This is a genomic window from Naasia lichenicola, assembly GCF_004801885.1.
Taxonomy (GTDB): Bacteria; Actinomycetota; Actinomycetes; order Actinomycetales; family Microbacteriaceae; genus Naasia; species Naasia lichenicola.
On record NZ_SSSM01000001.1, the window covers coordinates 425294 to 445286 of the forward strand.

At 69.4% G+C, this 19993-nt stretch carries 19 protein-coding genes; 11 read left to right on the forward strand and 8 right to left on the reverse strand.

Going from position 1 to position 19993, the window contains the following annotated elements; translation table 11 throughout:
• Window positions 1-2: 2 nt before the first annotated feature.
• The 8 genes from E6C64_RS02000 (at window position 3) to E6C64_RS02035 (ending at window position 9123) form a co-directional block, all read left to right on the forward strand.
• Window positions 3-764 carry an SDR family NAD(P)-dependent oxidoreductase gene (locus E6C64_RS02000; RefSeq protein WP_136425936.1) on the forward strand — a complete coding sequence of 254 codons (762 nt, stop codon included), beginning with the start codon at window positions 3-5 and terminating at the stop codon, window positions 762-764.
• Window positions 765-819: 55 nt separating this feature from the next.
• The gene (locus tag E6C64_RS02005) at window positions 820-1938 is read left to right on the forward strand and encodes an aldose 1-epimerase family protein (protein ID WP_136425937.1); all 1119 of its coding nucleotides are present in this window, start codon (window positions 820-822) and stop codon (window positions 1936-1938) included.
• Window positions 1939-2021: 83 nt separating this feature from the next.
• Complete coding sequence (locus tag E6C64_RS02010) at window positions 2022-3320, forward strand: CaiB/BaiF CoA transferase family protein (RefSeq protein ID WP_136425938.1); 1299 nt, start codon at window positions 2022-2024, stop codon at window positions 3318-3320.
• Window positions 3320-4465, forward strand: coding sequence for an ABC transporter substrate-binding protein (locus E6C64_RS02015; protein ID WP_199240930.1), 1146 nt, complete (start codon window positions 3320-3322; stop codon window positions 4463-4465). Before E6C64_RS02010 ends, E6C64_RS02015 begins: the two co-directional genes overlap by 1 nt.
• Window positions 4462-5286, forward strand: coding sequence for an enoyl-CoA hydratase/isomerase family protein (locus E6C64_RS02020; protein ID WP_136425940.1), 825 nt, complete (start codon window positions 4462-4464; stop codon window positions 5284-5286). Before E6C64_RS02015 ends, E6C64_RS02020 begins: the two co-directional genes overlap by 4 nt.
• A 48-nt stretch (window positions 5287-5334) precedes the next feature.
• A complete protein-coding gene (locus E6C64_RS02025; protein WP_199240931.1) occupies window positions 5335-6516 on the forward strand; it encodes a fumarylacetoacetate hydrolase family protein in 1182 nt (393 codons plus the stop codon).
• 17 nt (window positions 6517-6533) lie between these two features.
• Entirely contained in the window at window positions 6534-7604 is a 1071-nt protein-coding gene (locus E6C64_RS02030; protein ID WP_136426375.1) for a LacI family DNA-binding transcriptional regulator, read from the forward strand.
• Window positions 7605-7617: 13 nt separating this feature from the next.
• Window positions 7618-9123 carry an aldehyde dehydrogenase (NADP(+)) gene (locus tag E6C64_RS02035; protein ID WP_136425941.1) on the forward strand — a complete coding sequence of 502 codons (1506 nt, stop codon included), beginning with the start codon at window positions 7618-7620 and terminating at the stop codon, window positions 9121-9123.
• A gap of 206 nt (window positions 9124-9329) precedes the next feature.
• Here the strand turns inward: E6C64_RS02035 and E6C64_RS02040 are convergent, their stop codons facing one another.
• The 8 genes from E6C64_RS02040 to E6C64_RS02070 form a co-directional block, all read right to left on the reverse strand.
• On the reverse strand, window positions 9330-10967 hold the full coding sequence (locus E6C64_RS02040; protein WP_332908210.1) for a DNA polymerase Y family protein: 1638 nt from the start codon (window positions 10965-10967) through the stop codon (window positions 9330-9332).
• Window positions 10968-11720, reverse strand: coding sequence for a DnaE2-dependent mutagenesis accessory factor ImuA' (gene imuA' / locus E6C64_RS02045; protein WP_136425942.1), 753 nt, complete (start codon window positions 11718-11720; stop codon window positions 10968-10970).
• Between the two features lie 101 nt (window positions 11721-11821).
• Window positions 11822-11986 carry a hypothetical protein gene (locus E6C64_RS18850; RefSeq protein WP_158437698.1) on the reverse strand — a complete coding sequence of 55 codons (165 nt, stop codon included), beginning with the start codon at window positions 11984-11986 and terminating at the stop codon, window positions 11822-11824.
• Window positions 11983-12264 carry a hypothetical protein gene (locus tag E6C64_RS02050; protein ID WP_136425943.1) on the reverse strand — a complete coding sequence of 94 codons (282 nt, stop codon included), beginning with the start codon at window positions 12262-12264 and terminating at the stop codon, window positions 11983-11985. Before E6C64_RS02050 ends, E6C64_RS18850 begins: the two co-directional genes overlap by 4 nt.
• Before the next feature lie 549 nt (window positions 12265-12813).
• Window positions 12814-13806 (reverse strand): DUF222 domain-containing protein, encoded by a 993-nt coding sequence (locus E6C64_RS02055; protein ID WP_136425944.1) that lies wholly within the window; start codon window positions 13804-13806, stop codon window positions 12814-12816.
• A gap of 280 nt (window positions 13807-14086) precedes the next feature.
• Window positions 14087-15718 carry a RecQ family ATP-dependent DNA helicase gene (locus tag E6C64_RS02060; protein ID WP_233255409.1) on the reverse strand — a complete coding sequence of 544 codons (1632 nt, stop codon included), beginning with the start codon at window positions 15716-15718 and terminating at the stop codon, window positions 14087-14089.
• Window positions 15719-15810: 92 nt separating this feature from the next.
• Window positions 15811-16128: a hypothetical protein gene (locus E6C64_RS02065; protein WP_233255410.1), complete on the reverse strand. Its 318-nt coding sequence runs from the start codon at window positions 16126-16128 to the stop codon at window positions 15811-15813.
• A 160-nt stretch (window positions 16129-16288) separates the two neighbouring features.
• The gene (locus tag E6C64_RS02070) at window positions 16289-16834 is read right to left on the reverse strand and encodes a VOC family protein (RefSeq protein ID WP_158437699.1); all 546 of its coding nucleotides are present in this window, start codon (window positions 16832-16834) and stop codon (window positions 16289-16291) included.
• Window positions 16835-16980: 146 nt separating this feature from the next.
• Between E6C64_RS02070 and E6C64_RS02075 the strand changes: the two genes are divergently transcribed.
• The 3 genes from E6C64_RS02075 (at window position 16981) to E6C64_RS02085 (ending at window position 19909) form a co-directional block, all read left to right on the forward strand.
• Window positions 16981-17448, forward strand: coding sequence for an 8-oxo-dGTP diphosphatase (locus E6C64_RS02075; protein ID WP_136425948.1), 468 nt, complete (start codon window positions 16981-16983; stop codon window positions 17446-17448).
• Window positions 17449-17516: 68 nt separating this feature from the next.
• Window positions 17517-18344, forward strand: coding sequence for an SDR family oxidoreductase (locus E6C64_RS02080; protein WP_136425949.1), 828 nt, complete (start codon window positions 17517-17519; stop codon window positions 18342-18344).
• 47 nt (window positions 18345-18391) lie between these two features.
• Entirely contained in the window at window positions 18392-19909 is a 1518-nt protein-coding gene (locus E6C64_RS02085) for a CoA transferase (RefSeq protein WP_233255411.1), read from the forward strand.
• Window positions 19910-19993 lie beyond the last annotated feature (84 nt).

Consider the following 19993-nt stretch of genomic DNA (forward strand, 5'->3'; position numbering starts at 1 on the left):
GCATGGCGAACCGCGAATCCGAAGGCCGCCCCGTTGCGATCGTGACGGGGGCCGCCGGTGCACTCGGCCGGGCCACCGCCATCCGCCTCGGCGCCGACGGATTCGCGGTCGCCGCGTTCGGTCGCGCGGGCGATGCGCTCAGCGAGACGGTCCGCCTCCTCGAGGAGGCGGGCGTCCCCGCGATCGGCGTCAGCTGCGACCTGCGGGATGCAACGAAGCTCGTCGACAGCATCAACCAGGTCGAGGCGGACTTCGGTCCGATCGAGGTGCTGGTCAACAACGCCGCGATCTATCCGAACACCCCCTTCTTCGAGATCACCGTCGAGGAGTTCGACGACGTCGTCACGGTCAACCAGCGCGCCTACTTCGTGGCCGCCCAGGCCGCCGCGCAGCTGATGGCCACCCGCTCGAAGGGATCGATCATCAACATCGGGTCGATCACCTGGGGCGGGGGATGGGCGCTGCTCGCCAGCTACGTCACCACCAAGGGAGCCGCGGTCGGCATGACCCGGGCCCTCGCCCGCGAGCTCGGCCCGAGCGGCATCCGGGTCAACCTGGTCTCGCCGGGAGCCTTCCCGACCGACGCGGAGAAGATCCACGACAACCCCGAGATCTACAACCAGCACGTCATCGACAGCCAGTCGCTCAAGCGTCGTGGCACCAACGAGGAGCTCGCCGCCACGGTGGCCTTCTTCGCCGGACCCGACTCCAGCTTCGTCACCGGCCAGGTCCTGAACGTCAACGGCGGCTGGACGATGGACTAGGCGTACGCCCATCCATCGACCGCTCGACTCCGCCTCCCCAGAACAGTAGGAACGCATGAAGATCGCAGGTCACGACATCACCCCGGCCGAGCTGCGGCGACGCACCGGCGACACCTCCTCGGTGGCCGGCATCCGCCAGGTGGTGCTCGACAACGGGGTGGAGCGCGGCGTCCGCGCCATCGAGCTGCGCACCGCCGCGGGCCTCGAAATCGATCTGCTGGTCGACCGGGCGCTCGACATCGGCGACGCGCGCTTCAAGGGCGTCCCGTTCGGCTGGCGCTCGGGCAACGGCTACCGCCATCCCGGCCTGCACGAGCACAGCGACGAGGGCGGGCTCAGCTGGCTGCGCGCCCTCGACGGGCTCCTCGTCACCGGAGGACTCGACCACACGCTGTTCGGCGGCGAGGTCGACGCGACGAGGTACAACTACCCGCCCAAGCAGACCGTGAGCCACGGCCTGCACGGCCGGGTCACCGCCATCCCGGCCCGCCTGCTCGAGGCGGCCGAGATCTGGTCGGGGGAGTCAGCGGTCCTGCGCGTCAAGGGCGAGGTCATCCAGGCCACCGCGTTCGGCGAGCACCTGCGTCTCACCCGCACGTACGAGGTCGACTTCGACGGCCACGAGCTGCGGATCCACGACGTGGTCGACAACCTCGGCTTCGAGCCGACGCCGCACATGTTCCTGTACCACCTCAACTTCGGCTGGCCGTACGTCGATGAGGGCACCGAGTTCGTCGCCCCCATCACGAAGCACCTCTGGCAGTCGGACTCCGTGGCCGAGCAGGGCGCGAGCTACCGCCTGCTGCCCGCGCCGGCCCGCGGCTTCGTCGAACAGGTGACGGAGCACGAGCTGGTCGCTGGATCCGACGGCCTGCACCGGGTCGCCCTTCTCTCCGCCGACGGCGAGAGTGGAGTCGAGGTCAGCTGGGACGCATCCACCATGCCGAACTTCTTCGAGTGGCAGAACCTCCGCGACGGCCAGTACGCGGTGGGGCTCGAGCCCTCCAGCCACCACGTCGGGGGAGACGGCGCCTCCCGCGAGGACGGATCGATGACCTTCCTCGAGCACGGCGAGAGCCGCGAGTACCGCACCACGATCCGGATCCTGCAGGGCTCTGCTGAGACGGCCGCGGTCCGCTCCGCGATCCGCGCCATCGGCCCGCAGCCCGACTGAACCGCACCCGCCCCACCGACCGAAGCACCCCTGCATCCTCTAGAATTGTTAGCGCTACCACTCGCGCTCGCATAAGGAATCCCATGACCGAACAGAACCGCGGAGTCCTCTCCGGCTACCGCGTGCTCGACTGCTCCATCGCCATGGCCGGCCCCTTCGCAGCGCAGCGACTCGGCGACCTCGGCGCCGATGTCGTGAAGGTCGAGCCGGTCACGGGGGAGTGGCAGCGCCACAACCCGGCCGGCGGTGCGGTCGGCAATGAGATCAACGTCTCGTTCCTCTCGCTCAACCGCAACAAGCGCTCCGTCGCGATCGACCTCAAGGCGCAGGACGGCAAGGCCGTGCTTCGCGAGCTCGTCGCATCTGCCGACGTCTTCCTGCAGAACTACCGGCCCGGTGTCGCCGCACGGCTCGGCGTGGACTACGAGTCGCTCAAGGCGATCAACCCGAAGATCATCTACGTCTCCATCTCGGGCTACGGCGAGGACGGCCCCTACCGCAACCGGCCCGGCCAGGACCTGCTGCTGCAGGCGATGTCGGGCGCCATGCGCTCGAGCGGCCGCAACGGCGAGCCACCCGTCGCCGCCGGTCAGTACCTCGTCGACGCCATCACCGCGTCGACCGCGTTCGAGGCCGTGCTCGCCGCGCTGCTGCACCGCGAGCGCACCGGTGAGGGCCAGCTCGTCACCGTCAACATGCTCGACTCGATCACCACCCTGCAGATGCAGGAGCTCTCCGTCTTCACCGTCGGCGGGGTGCCGCAGGTGCGCAGCGCCGAGCCGCACGCCCACGTCTACATCCGCTCGCCCTACGGCACGTTCAAGACGGCCGACGGCTTCATCGCCATGGCGATGCCCGTGCTCAAGGACCTCGGGCGCATCATCGGCGAGCCGAGCTTCGCCGACCTCGACGGAGAGGACGCCGGCTGGAACCAGCGCGACGAGCTCTTCGCCAAGACCGCCGCGCAGCTGGTCAAGCAGACCACGGCGCACTGGATGCACGAGTTCACCGAGGGTGGCATCTGGGCGGCTCCGGTCTACGGCTACGCCGACCTGGTCGCCGACCCGCAGATCGCGCACAACGGCACCTTCGTCGAGTACGACCATCCGACCGAGGGACACGTCAAGGTCCCCGGCTTCCCGTACAAGTTCTCGAAGACTCCGCCGCAGATCTACCGGGGTGCCCCGCTCACCGGCCAGCACACCCGCGAGATCCTCGGCGAGGTCGGCTTCGACGCCGAGCAGATCGAACGTCTCGTGGCGTCCGGGGCCATCGCCGCCAGCACGCTGATCGAGGGCGATGTCGAGGTCGCCGCGACCGCCGCCGAAGAGCCCGAAGCCGCGACCCCCGCGGTCCTGACCGTCGCCGAGGCGGCGGGCTGATGCACTACCGCGGGCTCACCTGGGACCACCCGAGAGGGCGCTCCGCCCTCGAGGCGGCTGCCCGGAAGTCCGCGACAGACGACTTCTCGATCGACTGGGACGTGCACACCCTCGAGGGCTTCGAGTCCGCTCCGATCGAGGAGCTGGCCGAGCGCTACGACCTCATCGTGCTCGATCACCCGCACCTCGGCGATGCCCTCGCCGGAGGCAGCCTCCGACCCATGTCCGAGCTGTTCGACGCGGATGAGCTCGCCGCGTGGGAGACCGACGGGGTGGGTCCGAGCTTCAGCTCGTATCGGATGGACGAGGAACTCTGGGCGCTGCCGCTCGACGCGGCCACCCAGGTCTCCGCTCGCCGAGCCGACCTCATCGCGGAAGCACCCCGCACCTGGGACGAGGTGCGCGAGCTCAGCCGCACCGCACCCGTCGCGCTGAGCCTCGCCGGCCCGCACGCCTTCCTCTCGCTCTGCTCGATCATCGTCTCGCTCGGCGGCGAACCCGCCGCCTCCGACACGGGCCGCTTCGTCGATGCCGAGATCGGCGAGCGCGCGTTCGACCTCATGCGCACCCTCGCGGATCGCGCCCCAGCCGGCGCCGATCAGCTCAACCCCATCGCGATGCTCGACCTCATGACCGCCGGGGACTCGATCGCCTACTGCCCTCTGATCTACGGCTACGTCAACTACTCGTCGCCTGCTCTGCCGCGTCGCGTCAGCTTCGGACAGGCACCCGTCGCGGTGTCGGGTGGTCGAATCGGCTCCACCATCGGCGGTACCGGCATCGCCGTCTCCCGACGCACAGGGGTCGCCCCCGAGCTGCTCGCGCACATCCGCTGGCTGATGTCTCCGAGCACCCAGAGCTACTTCATCCCGACCCACGAGGGCCAGCCCAGCGCGAGGTCGGCCTGGAACAACGAGCTGGTCGACGCCGCGTCCGGGCGCTTCTACTCCGGGACCCTCGACACCATCGAGCAGTCCTGGGTGCGCCCTCGCTTCCCCGGCTACATCCCCTTCCAGTCCGAGGGATCCGGAGTGATCCGGGCGGCGATCCGGTCTGGATCGACCGCGGCGGAGCTGTTCGACGCTCTCACCGACCTGCAGCGCGCCGCCATCGCGGCCGCCTCCGCCCGAAAGGCACTCTCATGAGCAACGAAGCTTCCGGCAGCACCGCTCCAGACAGCACCGGGCCCGTCCTGACCAGCGGCAACGTCGGGTTCGAGCTGACCGACTTCGTGGCGGTCATCACGATCTCGCGACCGGAGAAGCTCAACTCCGTCACCCAGCCGATGGCCGACGACCTCGTGCTCGCCAGCGACTGGTGCAACGACTCCGATTCCGTCCGCGCCGTCGTGCTCACCGGTGCGGGCCCCAAGGCGTTCAGCGCGGGCTCGGACATCACCAGCCTCGACAAGTACTCGACGCCCTGGGACTTCCGCAATCGCGCCGACTACTGCGACGCCATCCGGCGACTGCGCAAGCCTGTCATCGCCGCCGTCAACGGCTACGCGCTGGGAGGCGGCCTCGAGACGGCGCTGAGCTGCGACATCCGCATCGCGGCCGACACCGCCAAGTTCGGCGCTCCGGAGATCAAGCTCGGCTGGATCGGCGGTGGCGGCATGACCACCTTCCTCGCCCAGTCGATCGGCGCCAGCAACGCCGCGCTCATGCTGATGACCGGCGACCCGATCGACGCGGATCGCGCGCTCGCCTGGGGGCTCGTGAGCGAGGTCCTGCCGGGGGACCAGCTGATCACCCGTGCCCGAGAGCTGGCCGCCACCATCGCGTCCCGCCCGCCGATCGCGGCCGAGACCGCGAAGGCCAACCTGCACGCCTCGGCGAACCTCCCGCAGGAGCAGGCGATCGCCTACGAGCGCGACCTGCAGACCATCTGCTTCGCCACCGAGGATGCGACCGAGGGGCGAGCGGCGTTCGCCGAACGACGTCCCGGCGTCTATCACCGTCGCTGAGCACTTCCCCCGCATTCACTTCCCGAACCGACGAGAGCAGCAGACACGATGAGCACCACCTGGGCCGGCACCGCGGAGTCCGCACTGCCCATCGACGCCGAATCCGCGATCCTCGGCGGCCGCGTCTGGGACCCCGCCGCGGGCGGCCCCTCCGTCGTCGCCGTGCGAGGCGGCGAGCTGATCGACCTCAGCTCGACCTTCCCGACGATGCGCGACCTCTTCGAGACCGACGACGCGGGAATGGCCCTGTCCGTGGCGGAAGGGCCGTCGCTCGGCTCGTTCGCCGAGATCCTCGCCAACACCATCCCCGAGACGCGGGACGAGACCCGGCCGTGGCTGCTGTCGCCGATCGACCTGCAGGTCGTCAAGGCGGCCGGCGTCACCTTCGCGGTGTCCATGGTCGAGCGCGTCATCGAGGAGCGCGTCCGCGGCGATCTCAACGCCGCCAACGAGATCCGCGGCAAGATCATGGACACGATCGGCGCCGACCTCAAGGCCGTCAAGCCGGGCTCGCCCGAGGCGCAGAAGCTCAAGGAGTACTTCATCGCCGAAGGGCTGTGGAGCCAGTACCTCGAGGTCGGGATCGGCCCGGACGCCGAGATCTTCACCAAGGCGCCCGTGCTCGCCTCGGTCGGCACCGCGGTCGAGGTCGGCATCCACTCGTCATCCACCTGGAACAACCCCGAGCCCGAGGTGGTGCTCGCCATCGACTCGAAGGGCCGGATCATCGGCGCGACCGTCGGCAACGACGTCAACCTCCGCGATATCGAGGGCCGATCCGCCCTGCTGCTGCCCAAGGCGAAGGACAACAACGCCTCCGGAGCGCTCGGACCGTTCATCCGCTTCTTCGGCGAGGGATTCGACCTCGACGACGTCCGCCAGACGACCGTCACCCTCTCGATCGACGGGCCCGACGGCTTCCACCTCGACGCCACCTCTCCGCTCGCCGAGATCAGCCGGGACCCCGCCGACCTCGCCGGCCAGCTGCTGGGCGAGCACCACCAGTATCCCGACGGCGCCGTGCTCTACCTCGGCACGCTGTTCGCCCCGGTCATCGACCGTTCAGAAGCAGGAAAGGGCTTCACGCACAAGGTCGGCGACATCGTCCGCATCGCCGCTCCTCGCCTCGGTAGCCTGGTCAACCGGGTTGAGCTCAGCGAGAGGTGCGCACCATGGACGTTCGGGATCAGGGATCTGATGGGGAACCTCGCGAGCCGCGGTCTGCTGTGATCGAGACTGCGTCGGTGATGGGCGCGACGGCGCCCGACGGGCGATCCACCTCTCCCGGTGGACCGGCCCTGACCCGACGCGCGACGCGCACGATCACCCTCAACGACGTGGCGAGCCTCGCCAACGTCTCCCCGCAGACCGTCTCCCGCGCCCTTCGCGCTCCCGAGCTCGTCTCCGAGCGCACGCTCGAGCGGGTGCGCTGGGCCATCTCGACCACCGGATACGTGCCCAACCTCGCGGCCAGCAATCTGGCCTCGAATCGCAGCCGCACCATCGCCGCGATCATCCCCACGATCTCCGCCTCCGTGTTCGCGGACGCGCTGCACGGTCTCGACGCCGTGCTCACCCCCGCGGGCTACCAGCTCTTCATCGGCTCGACCGACTACGACCTCGAGCACGAAGAGAACCTGATCAGAGCCTTCATGGGTCGGCGTCCGGACGGTATGTTCATCGTCGGCACCAAGCACACGGCCGCGGCGACGATGCTGCTGAAGAACGCACGGATCCCCGTCGTCGAGGCGTGGAACTGGACGGACGAGCCGATCGACAGCCTCGTCGGCTTCTCGAACCACGACGCCATCGAGGCGATCGTCGAGTACGTGGTGGGCAAGGGCTACACCCATCCGACCTTCGCCGGATCATTCCGCCCAGGCGACTCGCGGGCCGTCGACCGCCAGCAGAGCTTCGCGCGCAGCGTGCAGCGCCTGCTGCCCGGAGAGAAGGTGCGCGTCATCGACTCGGGCACCAGCTCGGTCGACCTCGAGACGGGCATCGCACTGCTCGACCGCACCCTGGCGGAGGCGCCGGAGACCGACGTGCTGATGTTCGCCAGCGACGTCTTCGCCGCGGGCGCGCTGCTCGAGGCTCGCCGCCGTGGGATGTCCGTTCCCGGAGATCTGGCGATCACGGGCTTCGGCGACTTCGAGATGGCCCGCCATCTCGTGCCGACCCTCACCACCGTCTCCGTGCCCAACAGGGAGATCGGCACCTCGGCAGGACGCATCCTGCTCCAGCGCATGGTCGGCGACACCGCCGATCCCGAACTGCTCGACCTCGGATTCGAGCTCATGCCGCGCGAGAGCGCGTAACGAAGGAAGCATCATGATCACCACCACCGACCCCCGCACCGGCGCCACGACCGAGACGAGCATCGAGGCGACCAGCGATGCCGAGGTGGCGGAGATCGTCGACCGGGCGACCAGCGCCTTCGCGGCACTCGCCCGCAGGTCGCGCGAATGGCGGGCCGGCCTGCTCGACGCACTGGCGGCCGGGCTCGAGTCTGACCGCGAGAACCTCGTCGCGACCGCGGACAGCGAGACGGGGCTCGGCTCTGTCCGACTGAACGGCGAGCTGACCCGCTCCGCCTTCCAGCTGCAGCTGTTCGCGACCGCCATCCGCGAGGGCGCGTACCTCGAGGCGACCATCGATCACGCCGGCCCGACCCCGATGGGCCCTGGCCCCGACCTGCGCCGCATGCTGCTGCCCATCGGCCCCGTCGGGGTGTTCGGCTCGAGCAACTTCCCGTTCGCCTTCTCCGTTCCCGGCGGCGACACCGCTTCCGCGATCGCGGCCGGCTGCCCGGTCGTGCTCAAGGCGCACGGCTCGCACCCGCTCACCTCTGTCGCCGCCTTCGATGCGCTGACCCGAGCGGCGGACGCATACGGCGCACCCGCCGGGCTGCTGGGCATCGTCTTCGGCACCAAGGCCGGCGCGACCCTGGTGGCCCACCCGGGCATCAAGGCAGTCGGCTTCACCGGCTCGCTCGGCGGCGGCAGCGCCCTGCTGAAGATCATCGAGGCGCGCCCCGAGCCCATCCCGTTCTACGGCGAGCTGAGCAGCCTCAACCCGCTGATCGTCACGGAGGGGGCGGCCTCCGCTCGTGCGGAATCCCTGGCCAGTGGCCTGTTCGGCTCCTTCACCCTCGGCGCTGGTCAGTTCTGCACCAAGCCGGGTGTGGCGTTCATCCCGCGTGGAGCGGCCGGCCAGCAGGTCATCGACGGCATCACCGCACTCGTCAACGACGCGACCCCCGGTGTGCTGCTCAATGGCCGGATCAGCGACTCCTTCACCGAGATCGCCGACCGCCTCGTCGAAGACGGCAAGGCGACCGTCGCCGCATCCGGAACGGCGAGCGGAGACGGCTATTCTGTCGCTCCGCGGCTGCTGCTCATCGATGCCAAGGACATGACGCCCGAGGTGACCGAGGAGGCGTTCGGCCCCCTGATGGTCGTCGCGGTCTACGACGATGACAGGCAGATCGCGTCGGGCCTCGACCAGATCCCCGGATCGCTGACGGCCACCATCCACAGCGAGACCTCGGAGGAGGAGCACTCCGCCGAGCTCGCGGCGCTGGTCGGCCCGAAGGTGGGGCGACTCGTCTTCAACGGCTATCCGACCGGTGTCCGGGTCAGCTGGGCGCAGCACCACGGCGGACCGTGGCCGTCGACCAACTCGCAGCACACCTCGGTGGGCGTCTCGGCGATCCGCCGCTTCCTGCGGCCGTTCGCCTGGCAGGACGCCCCGCAGTCCGTGCTGCCGGAGGAGCTACGCGACGACTACACCGCCATCCCGCGCCGCATCGACGGAGTCCTGAGCCTCGGCGCCTGACCGCCGCCCCGTCGGTCGAGAGGTCGCCTGCTGACCCTCGTCTATGTTCGTTGGTCGAGTAGGGCGCCCCGCGCCCGTATCGAGGCCCGTTGCGCATTCCAGCCGGTCTCGAGACGCGCCGTAAACGGCGCTCCTCGACCAGCGAGTAGGTATTCGTTGGTCGAGTAGGGCGCCCGCGCCCGTATCGAGGCCATCTCGTACGGCGCTCAGTCGTATCTGCCCTCTGCCCACCAGGAGCCGCGCTCCAGGAGGAGCAGCCAGGCCTCGCCCGTCGCGTCGACGACCTGGAAGCGGTTGAGCTCGCGGCCCTCCTCGGCATCCCACCATCGCTCGTCGACCGGCCACGGCCCCGCCCATGCGGTGACCGGGCCTGCGCTGCGTGCTCCCGGCGGGGCGAACCGCGCCGGTGGACCGCTCAGCACCCCACGGTCGTCGATGTCGACGGAGGTGCCGTCCGGCGCGAGCACCACGCACGCCAGCTGATTAGGGAACACCGTCGCGGGCGGCAGCCCGGGCAGCGAACCCGGCCACGGCCGGTCGGCGGGGCGGGCGATCTGCTCGCGATCGCCCCACGGCACGAGCACCTGACGGTCGATGAGCATCCGCCCGCCGCCGACCGTGGCGGTGAGCACGGCGGTGTGCCCGAGCATGCTCTGCACCCGGGACAGGCCGTGGTGGATGCGCTCGTCCGGAGCATTGCCCCAGAGTCCCTGCTCGTGGTGGTTGGCCGCGTCGACGCTCTCGGGCAGGATCCGGACGGTGCTGATGGCGGAGTCGAGGCCGGCGTCGCTGCGAGCCATCCGGGACTGGCCGGTGCCCTGCAGCTGCCAGCGGACCCGGTCGACGATCTCCGCCGGAGTGAACGAGCGCGGATGCATCCAGGTGCGGGTGCGCATCATGCCGCGTTCCGTCGTGATCTCGACCTCGATCGACGTGCAGACCAGGCTCATCTTCGCCAGGCGGTCGAGGAAGCGCTCAGCGGGCTCACGCACACCGAACGCCACCTGCTCGATCCGGTCGAGCGGAGGCTCGAACGAGATGCTGACATCGAGCTCATCCGGCGGGATGCGCGGTGTGACCCGGCTGCCGTCCAGCCCCGCGGCGAGCCGGTGGGCATGGGCGCCCTCCTCGCCGAACCTGTTGCGCACCTCGAGCTCGGGCAGCCCTGCGAAGCCGCCGAGCGTGCTGAGTCCGAGCCGGCGCAGCAGCATCGCGAGGCTCGGCAGGGCGAGCAGGCTCACGGGCATGGGGGAGAGGAACGCGGCCGAGCCGCCATCGGGGATGATCCGCACCCGCGCCGATTCGGGTGCGGCGCCCATTCCTGCCGTGAGGGATGAGGACGGACCTGTGCTGCGGGCGGCCTGCTCGGCGGCGAACGGACCATCGGCGATGCCGATTCGAGCATCGGTGAGGCCCTGCTCCGCCAGGGCGAAGAGCAGCTGGTAGGCGGCGCTGTCCTCGCCGCCGAAGTACCGGGAGGGCCCCTGCGCGCGGATCGCGAGGGTGCCGGGCCTCAGCATCTGCACGCCGGGCATGATCTGCTCGATGGCGTCGATGATCGGCTCGAAGGCGCGGGCGTCCATCGCCTGGTCGTAGGGCAGCACCTCGAGCACGGAGCAGCGGGACTGCGCCTCGCGCACCCGCAGTCCGCGGCGCACTCCATCCGCTCGCGCCGCTGCGGAGCAGGCGAACACCTCGCCCTTCTCGATCAGGGCGATCGGGGCGACCGGATCGATCTCGAGGGTGCGGGCGGCGGCGATGATCGGCCAGTCGGGGCACCAGAGCACCATGGTGCGGGTGACGGACGACTGGATGCTGATCGCAGCGGAGCCGGTGGTGCGCACTCAGACGGCTCGCGCGTGGGAGGCATGCGGGCTTCGGTCGGCATCTTCGACCGGGCGCAGGTGGCGGGACGGGATCGCCCCGGAGTCCGACGCCGCAGTCGCCGCAGCGTCGGCGAACTCCGAGCCGACACCCGGCAGCCAGATCTTGCGGGCGCGGATGCGCACTCCCCGGTTCTCGACGGTGACGAAGGCGGTGCGTCCGGTGAGCATGCCGTGACCGGTTCCTATGCCGCTCCACTCGCTGCGCTCGACGGTCAGCCGTGCCTCGGTGCCTGGCCAGTCTCCGAGAGAGATCAGAGTGGCCTCGCGTTTGCGGAGTCGGGCGGCGAGCCGGTTGGCGTCGCCGTCGCTGATCCGCGCAGGGGCTCGGAGCACGACGACGGTGAGCACGTCGACCATCGCCGCGGTTACCGCCTGCCACTGCTCGCCGGGGTCGGGGACCAGCACGAGCCGCTCGAGGTCGATCCCGTATCCCGCCGCCGCCTGTGCGCCGAATTCGGGGACGCCGACCACCCCGCACCAGGCGCCTGCCTGAGACGGGGCGGTGAGCATCGCCATCGCCAGGGTCATCGAGCCGTGGACCGAATACGCCGAGCCGGCCTTGAGCATGCCGTCGGGCAGAAGCCCGGCGAACATCGGATGGGTGGCGATGCTCTTGGTGTCGAGCGTGGTTGCCTGCATCTCGCGAATGCGGGATTGCAGCTCCTGCACCGTCGCCGCCGGATCGGCGGCGCGAGCGGAGGCGAGAGACATACTCCATATTCGAATGTCTGTTCGAATAAGTCAAACGCGGCGCGAGGTGAGTCGAGCCGCGTTCATCAGCAGTGCTCAGCTGCGGATTCAAGGGGTGAGCCTCAGACGGTCGGGTGCTCTGGCTCCAGCTGGTCAAGCGTGATCAGTCCATCCGGATCCTTGGGGTCGTGCACCCCGGTGACCCGCTCTCCGACATCCGCCTTGCTGTCCGTCGCGAGGGGCTTGTCCTCGTGGTCGGGCGGCAGCGCCTGGCCCTCCCGACTCACGAATCCTCCGATGCGACCTCGTCGGAGGACTCGTCGTCGAGTCCGACGATGTCGCCATCGGATGCGTCATGCTCGTCGAGGATTGGCTCACCTTCACGGGGCGATCCGCCGGTCGGCCCGCCGTAGCCATCGCCGGCCTGGGGAAGGACGGTCTCACCAGCGACCGCGTCATTGGTGACGGTGCTCATGCTCTCGGCCTTGAGTGCAGCCTTGTCGACGAACGCGGTGTCATCGGCATCATCGTCGAATGCTCCGCCGTCGGGGATGGTGTCGCTCATGGGATCTCCCTCGTGTATTCGTGCAGTTCCATCACGCTACGCCCCACCTCGGGGTCGGCACCTGGCCGTCACCTGAGTGGACGACCACTTCTCGGCGGCGGGGCGATAAGCGTGGGGAGTCACGAGGGTGGTGGCAGGCTTCCCCGTCGGAAGGGTAGAGGGGTGAGCAGGGTGTCCTGGCCGGGATTCCACCATGCATCGAGTGGATCTTCGGGAGGTGGAGGCGCCTTCGCGGCCGGTCGAGCCTGGGGCACGCGGATCGGGTTAGAGGGGTGGGTGACATCGATTCGGCCGGAGGGGCTGGTCCAGGTGACCAAACCTTCGGCGTCGAGGATGCTGTTCCATCTGCCGAGGTGGCGGAGTCGGCCCGTTGGTCGAGTAGGTCGCGCAGCGACCGTATCGAGGCCGCGTTCATCGACCCGAAGACTCAGCCATCAGGGCTGTCCTCTTCGACGGACGCGAACCGCCGGGGTGTGATGCCGCCACAGGGCAGCCGAGATGGCTGGCATGCGAGGTGCTGAACGCGGCCTCGATACGGCCCTGGCGGGCCTACTCGACCAACGGGACGTCGAGGTCGATCAGCTTCCGCGCGGTCTCGGCATCGATGGGCCCCTGGCCCTGCAGCTCGGCTGGCTGATCTCCGCCGACCGCGGTCGCCGTCGGTGCGGTGAGGAACACCACGGGGCGAATGTTCCGCATGCCGGAGTCGTCGTTGAGGATCAGATCGACCAGGACATCGGCGCGGAGCTGGGAGGCGGTGCGCCCGTCTTCCCCACCGGCGTTCTTGATCGACCTCGCGCACGCGTCGAGCTTCGCGTCGATCGCGACCACGTCTTCTCCGGACAGCGCAGCCCAGAGCTCACCCATCCCATCCTGACCGGCGCAGGTCACCACCTTGCGATCCAGCAGGGCATCCGCATGACGTTCGGTCGCGTCCTCGGGCTGCAGCCGCTCGCGCAGCTTGACCAGGACGGCCTTGAGCTTCGTCGGGGTCATCCGCTGCGCGAGCTCGATCGCCTCACGCTCGAACCGCTCCGCCAGCTCGACGAACAGGTCGAGCCCCGCGTCGGCGATCACCTCCGCGTGACCGAGCGTGATCACGCCGTTCTCCACCGCAGCCAACGTCAGATGCCGCTCGCTGGTGAGGATCTTCGACCGCTCGATCAGATTCAGAGCGGCCCGTTCGGTGACCCCTAGGGTGAGCGCGACCTCGGTCATGAAGACGCGGTCCTGGATGCTCTCCTGAATCGGGTTCGTGGCCTGCCGCGCGTAGGTGGCGGCTTCGGCGGCGATCCACTTGATGCGCTGCACCTGAAGAGCCTGTTCGTCCAGCTTGAGGAGGTTGATGCCCTCGAGGAACTCCCGCCGACGGCGCATCGGGGCGACCTCGACTGCCTCGTCGGATGGGTCATCGATCGGGCAGGGGTTGGTGTCGAGCCAGGCGAAGAATTCCTCGTCGCTCTCGTGCACGGGGGTAACGAAGTCGTCGGCGAGCAGGACGAGATGAGCGTCATCCCAGTCGGTGTTCGTCATCTCGGCCATACCTGCACACTGCCACCAGCCACCGACATTGGAAGGGCATATTCGGGCTGATCGGAGGTGAGTTTCAACCCGTGGTCGAGGTGAGTTTTCGGGTCGGCTCGCGTGGGCTTCGACACGGGCGCGGAGCGCCCGGCTCAGCCACCGGGGGTGGGGTATTGCTCGGTGGCTGAGCCGACGGGAGGTCGTGTGAAAGCCCGCGCATCAAGACTCGCTCCGCGGGGCTTCGACACGGGCGCGGAGCGCCCGGCTCAGCCACCGGAAGGCGGCGGAACCCGGTACCTTAGGCGGGCTCGAGGAGGTGGTGCTCCGTGATCGCCTCGAGGGACAGGACGCGGTAGCCCTCCGTGCCGAAGAACACCGTGATCCGATCGTCCTCGACGCTCATCACGGTGCCGTCGCCCCATTCCGTGTGGCGCACGGCCTGATCGACCGTGAACGCAGCCGAATCGGACGTCACCGCACGCTCCGCCTCCTGCTCGAGCATCTCGTAGGCAGTGCCGGAGGTGCAGGTGTCGCAGTTGCCGCACGGCTCATCGCGTGCCTCGCCGAAGTAGCCGAGCAGGAAGATCCTCCGACAGCCGAGCGTCTCGGCGTAGAGGCGGATCATCGCTATCCGCGACTCGTCGATCCGCTCGCGCTGCTCCGCTGCATGGCGGGCCGCCTGGATCGCGTCGCCGATCTTCACCCCACGCACGGCGCGGAGTCCACCGTCGACCTGGCGCACCGCCCCCGCCTCGAGAAGCAGATTGACCGCCTCGCCCACGGAGCGCCCCGGCAGATGCACGGCGTCGCCGAGCTGCTCCGCGGAGACGGGACGATCCGCGGCCTGCAGAGCCGTCAGCACGAGCTCGAGCCTGTTGCCGTTCGGCTTGCCCGAGGCGAAGAACGTCCGCAGGCCCAGATCCTCCGGGCGGTAGTGCAGGGTCGCCTGTGCCGGATCGCCGTCCCGGCCGCAGCGACCGACCTCCTGGTAGTAGCTGTCGATCGATTCGGTGATCGCGGCGTGCACGACGAAGCGCACATTCGGCTTGTCTATCCCCATCCCGAAGGCCGAGGTCGCGACGACCACATCCAGCTCGTCGGCCTGGAAGCGCTCGTGGGTCTCCTTGCGCTGCTTCGCCCCGAGGCCGCCGTGGTACGCGGCCGCACGCAGTCCTCGCTCCGACAGCTCAGCGGCGAAGAGCTCGGTGGCCTTGCGGGTGGCCACGTAGAGGAGACCGGGACCGCCCAGATCGACGATCTCGTCGATCACCGCGCGGCGCTTCTCGTCCTCGCCCTCGTGTCGCACGACGTCGAGGCGGATGTTCGCGCGGTCGTAGCCGTGCGTCAGCATCACCGGATCGCGCATGCCGAGGCGCTCGACGATCTCCTCGCGGACGGGAGCGGACCCGGTCGCGGTCAGGGCGAGCACCACGGGGCGCGAGCCGCCCCGAGAGATGCCATCGACGGCGTCGCGCAGACGCAGATAGTCGGGACGGAAGTCATGACCCCACGCGGATACGCAGTGCGCCTCGTCGACGACGAAGAGCGAGACCGCGACGGCCGCCAGGCGCTCGACCACCTCGTCCTTCGCGAGCTGTTCGGGGGAGAGGAAGACGTACTCGGCGCGTCTGGCCTCCAGCTCCGCCCAGGCCTCGGCGTTCCTGCGCTCCGACTGCGATGAGTTGATGGCGACGGCACGAGGCGCGGTCGGGCGTGCCTGGATGCCGGCCACCTGATCCGCCTGCAGGGCGATCAGCGGCGAGACCACGACGGTCGGACCGTCGAGCAGAGCACCGGCGATCTTGTAGACCGCCGACTTGCCGTAGCCGGTCGGCATCACGGCGATAACATCGTTGCCGGCGACCAGCTCGGCGATGGCGGTGTCCAGACCGGGTCGCAGCTGCTCCCAGCCGAATGGATCACGCGCCACCCGCGCGATATCCGCAGAACGGTCCGCTGTGGCTGCGGATTCCGGGTGTGCACCTCTCGTGTGGCTCGTCGTCGAGCCGGCCGTTCGGGGTGTCACGCCGCGTTGGGATCGAAACGGCCGAGCATGCTCCAGACCGTGCGGGTGAGCTCGGGATGGTCGAGCGCGATCCGGCGCAGCAGAGCGAACTCGAACTCCTCGGCCCTCTTCTGCGGGCTCGACGGGTGATAGGCCTGCGCCCGCTCCTCACCCAGACCGAGCAGCTCGATGGTGTCCGAGCGGAGGATGCGGATGACCCGCTCGTCGACGCTCGGCAGGTCGGGGATGAACTGCCACGGATCCTCGCCGCTGCGGCAGCGGTGCTCGATCTCGGCCTGCAGCTCGTCGCGAGCTTCGGCTCGGAGTGTGTTCAATTCGGAACGACGCACGGTTCCCCTCCCGACGATCCGACACTATGCGACGAGATCAGGGCGGGAGAACGTGTGCACTCCGGAGACGTTCAGGAACCGGTGCAAAGGACACGAACGTCCTGTTCGCCGACGGATGCCGACCTCGTGCACGCGTCGGGATCGGTCAGACTGCGCGAGCGAGCGGCGGAGCCTCGGAGTCATCCTGATCGACAACGTCGAGCGACGACCCACCCACCGCCGACTGATCAGAGGCAGTGCGCCGGGCTGCGTTGGAAGCCGAGGTCACCTCGTCCTCGCCGAGGATCACCTCGATGCCGGTGGGGTCCATCACCCGAGCCATCCGCTCGCCCCACGCCTGCACCTCCGGCTGCTCGAGCACGACGATGCCCGCGTTCCGCACCAGGTCGAGCGTGGCGTCGAGATCCGCGACGTAGAACCAGAGCGACATCTGGCTCGGTCCGCGGGGAGGATCGGGGTGGTAGCCGATGCCGAGCGTCGCCGACCCGATCCGGAGCGTGAGGAAGGCCGGATCCTCATCGGGGAACTGGTAGACGATCCGTCCGCCCATCACGTCGCGGTAGAAGCCGAGCAGCTTCGAGATGTCCTGCGAGACGATGATCGGGAAGCCCGAACCGGCACGGGAGGAGTCGAGCTCTCGACCGGTGAAATCGCTGGATTCCGCGCCCAACTGCTGACTTCTCTCCGACATCGCGAACCTCCGCTGATAGTGCCTCGTGCACGTTCTACACCCGCTGGCAGGTCGGGGTCCGTATTGCATGCGCGATGTCGCATATGCCCACCAGTCGCATGGGGGAAGAACCGAGCCGGTCGTGCAGAGACGGTAGCCTCCGGTTCATGTTCGCGGTCGCCGTCACCTATCTGCTCCGCGATGGAGCGGACGGGCCCGAGGTGCTCCTGGGGAACAAGCTGACGGGGATCGGAACGGGTCGACTCGTGGGTCCCGGAGGCAAGCTCGAGCCGGGCGAGTCCGCCGAGCAGGCCGCCATCCGCGAGACGCTCGAGGAGGTGGGAGTGGTGGTCTCATCGGTCGTCCGGATCGCCGAGCTCGCCTACACCTTCCCGCGCCGGCCCTCGTGGAGTCAGAGCTCGACCGCATTCCTCAGTCGGGACTGGCGGGGGGATCCGCGCAGCAGTGATGAGTTGGAACCGCAGTGGTTCTCCGTCAGTCGGATCCCGTTCGATCGGATGTGGGACGACGCCCGCCTGTGGCTTCCCGGCGCGCTGACCGGGCGGTTCATCCGCGCGGACTGCTCCTACGCCGCGGACAACGCGACCGTCGACACCTTCCGGTTGCTGGACTGATCCGCCTGGACCCGTCCAGCAACCGGTGATCTCGGAATGAAGGAGCAGGGTCGAGGATTGACCTCACCATGACGCTCTTCGGGATCACAGGCTCTACCGGCAAGCTCGGCGGCGCGGTGGCGCGCGCACTCGGTTCGGCAGGAGTGTCGCAGCGGCTCATCGTCCGCGATCCCGGGCGCGCCCCCGAGATTCCTGGCGCCGAGGTCGCCACCGCCGATTACGGCGATCTCGATGCCGCGACCGTCGCACTTCGGGGCGTCGACGTGCTGCTCATGGTGTCCGCCTCCGAAGCGCCCAACCGGCGGGAGCAGCACCGCACATTCATCGACGCTGCGGTCGCCGCAGGCGTGAAGCACCTGGTCTACACCTCCTTCGCCGGAGCGGGAGAGGACGCCGTGTTCACTCTCGGTCGCGACCACGGCGACGCGGAGGCCGCCCTCGCCGAGAGCGGCCTCGTGACCACCCTGCTGCGCGACAACTTCTACCTCGACTACTTCCCGGTGTTCGCCGACGAGCACGGCGTCATCCGGGGCCCGGCGGGTGACGGCCGGGTCGCCGCGGTGGCGCGGGCGGACGTCGCAGACGCGGCGAGCGCTGTGCTGCTCGACCACGCAGCGCACGAAGGCGCCGTGTACGAGCTCACCGGCAGCGAGGCGATCAGCTTCCCGGAGGCCGTCCAGCGGATGACCCTTGCGCTCGGCCGACCCTTCAGCTTTGTCGACGAGACGATCGAGGAGGCATACGCCTCTCGCCGAGTCTTCACCGACGAGCAGTTCCTACTGGATGCCTGGGTCAGCACCTACACCGCGATCGCCCAGGGCACCGTCGAGCGGATCACGGATGACGTCCAGCGGCTCAGCGGTCATGCCCCTCGGCGCCTCGAAGACGTCATCTGACGCGTGCTCTCGGTTCGCGCACCGAGATCCGGGAGCACAATGAGGCCGTGAGCGATGACCGACCCCCCACCACCCCTTCTCTCGACGATCCCTCGTCTGCCGACATGCCGGATGCGCCCGTGCTGCGCACGGCGTGGGCGGCGCTGGGCGGGGACGAGGGCGATCTGAGCCGGGTCTCATCCACTGCTCCCGAGGTGACCCGCCTCCTCGACTCGCCGCTCGCCGTCGGCACCCTGGTGCACGACGCCATCGCCACCGCCTCGCTCGCCGCCGGACTGCTGTCGGAGGATACCGGCGGTAAGCCCATCGAGGTCCGGCTGGACCCGGCACGGGTGGCGACCGCGGTCACGAGCGAGCGCTGGCTGACCATCGACGGCGATCACCCGCCCGTCTGGGCGGAGCTCTCCGGCTTCTGGCCGACGTCCGACGGCTGGCTGCGCACCCACGCCAACTACCCGCACCACCGAGACCGCCTGGTCGCCGCCCTGCACCTGACCGACGAGTCCGCCGACGACCTGCGTTCCGTCCTCTCCTCGATGTCGGCACGGCAGGCCGCCGACGCGATCACCGCGGAGGGTGGCGTCGCCGTCGCTGTGGCCACCGAGGAGGAGTGGCGGGGCAGCGAGCAGGGCCGAGCCGCGGCAGCCGCTCCGCTCATCCGCCTGGAGCGCCTCGCCGCTGCGGATGCGGAGTCGGCGCGCATCCTCGACTCGGAGCGCCCGCTCGCCGGAGTGCGGGTCCTTGACTTCACCCGTGTCATCGCGGGCCCCGTCGCGACGAGGACCCTCGCGCTGTTCGGGGCGAGCGTGCTGCGGATCGACAGTCCGCGCCTGCCCGAGATCGCGATGCAGCACCTCGACACGGGAGCAGACAAGGAGTCGGCGCTGCTGGATCTGGCCAGGGATCGGCAGACGCTCGACGATCTCCTGACGACGGCCGACGTCGTGGTCACCGGCTACCGCCCCGGAGCACTCGCCCGCTTCGGCCTCGACCCGAAGACGCTCGCCGACCGCGGCATCATCTCGGCGACGCTCTCGGCCTGGGGCGGGGAGGGCCCATGGCATGACCGTCGCGGCTTCGACAGTCTCGTCCAGGCCGCATCCGGCATCTCATGGCTCAGCTCGGCGGATGGCGAGACCCCCGGGGCCCTGCCTGCGCAGGCTCTCGACCATTCCGCCGGCTACCTGCTCGCGGCAGGGGTGATGACCGCCCTGCGCACTCGACGTCGGAACGGTGATGTGTGGGCCGTCGAGGTGTCGCTCGCTCGCGTCGCCGAGGAGCTGCTCGGCCTGCCTCGCGGCGATGATGCCCGGTTCGATCAGGCAGAGCACGGGGCGCGGCATGTGCCCGACGAGTCGACGGACGACACCGCCGACGACACCGCCGAGGAATCGACCGATGCGGACAACGACCCGGACGATCCGCCGTTCCAGCCGACGATGGTCGAGAGCGAGACGGATGCCGGCGTGATCTCCTACGCCATGCCGGCCGCCGGATACACCGGGTCGGCCACCGAGTGGCTGCGACCTCCCGTGCCGTGGGGGAGCAGCCCCGCGTCCTGGTAGCGGCCGCCGGCAGCCTCCACGCCCACCTCGTTCTGGGGGGACGCCATTCGGCACGCCCGCGCCGCGCCTCCGCCCGATTCGTCG

Excerpts from the sequence above, each read along its gene's own strand:
- E6C64_RS02000 (WP_136425936.1), top strand. The coding sequence starts at position 3 with ATGGCGAACCGCGAATCCGAAGGCCGCCCCGTTGCGATCGTGACGGGG.
- E6C64_RS02005 (WP_136425937.1), top strand. The coding sequence starts at position 820 with ATGAAGATCGCAGGTCACGACATCACCCCGGCCGAGCTGCGGCGACGC.
- E6C64_RS02010 (WP_136425938.1), top strand. The coding sequence starts at position 2,022 with ATGACCGAACAGAACCGCGGAGTCCTCTCCGGCTACCGCGTGCTCGAC.
- E6C64_RS02015 (WP_199240930.1), top strand. The coding sequence starts at position 3,320 with ATGCACTACCGCGGGCTCACCTGGGACCACCCGAGAGGGCGCTCCGCC.
- E6C64_RS02020 (WP_136425940.1), top strand. The coding sequence starts at position 4,462 with ATGAGCAACGAAGCTTCCGGCAGCACCGCTCCAGACAGCACCGGGCCC.
- E6C64_RS02025 (WP_199240931.1), top strand. The coding sequence starts at position 5,335 with ATGAGCACCACCTGGGCCGGCACCGCGGAGTCCGCACTGCCCATCGAC.
- E6C64_RS02030 (WP_136426375.1), top strand. The coding sequence starts at position 6,534 with ATGGGCGCGACGGCGCCCGACGGGCGATCCACCTCTCCCGGTGGACCG.
- E6C64_RS02035 (WP_136425941.1), top strand. The coding sequence starts at position 7,618 with ATGATCACCACCACCGACCCCCGCACCGGCGCCACGACCGAGACGAGC.
- imuA' (WP_136425942.1), bottom strand. The coding sequence starts at position 11,720 with ATGTCTCTCGCCTCCGCTCGCGCCGCCGATCCGGCGGCGACGGTGCAG.
- E6C64_RS02050 (WP_136425943.1), bottom strand. The coding sequence starts at position 12,264 with ATGAGCGACACCATCCCCGACGGCGGAGCATTCGACGATGATGCCGAT.
- E6C64_RS02055 (WP_136425944.1), bottom strand. The coding sequence starts at position 13,806 with ATGGCCGAGATGACGAACACCGACTGGGATGACGCTCATCTCGTCCTG.
- E6C64_RS02070 (WP_158437699.1), bottom strand. The coding sequence starts at position 16,834 with ATGTCGGAGAGAAGTCAGCAGTTGGGCGCGGAATCCAGCGATTTCACC.
- E6C64_RS02075 (WP_136425948.1), top strand. The coding sequence starts at position 16,981 with ATGTTCGCGGTCGCCGTCACCTATCTGCTCCGCGATGGAGCGGACGGG.
- E6C64_RS02080 (WP_136425949.1), top strand. The coding sequence starts at position 17,517 with ATGACGCTCTTCGGGATCACAGGCTCTACCGGCAAGCTCGGCGGCGCG.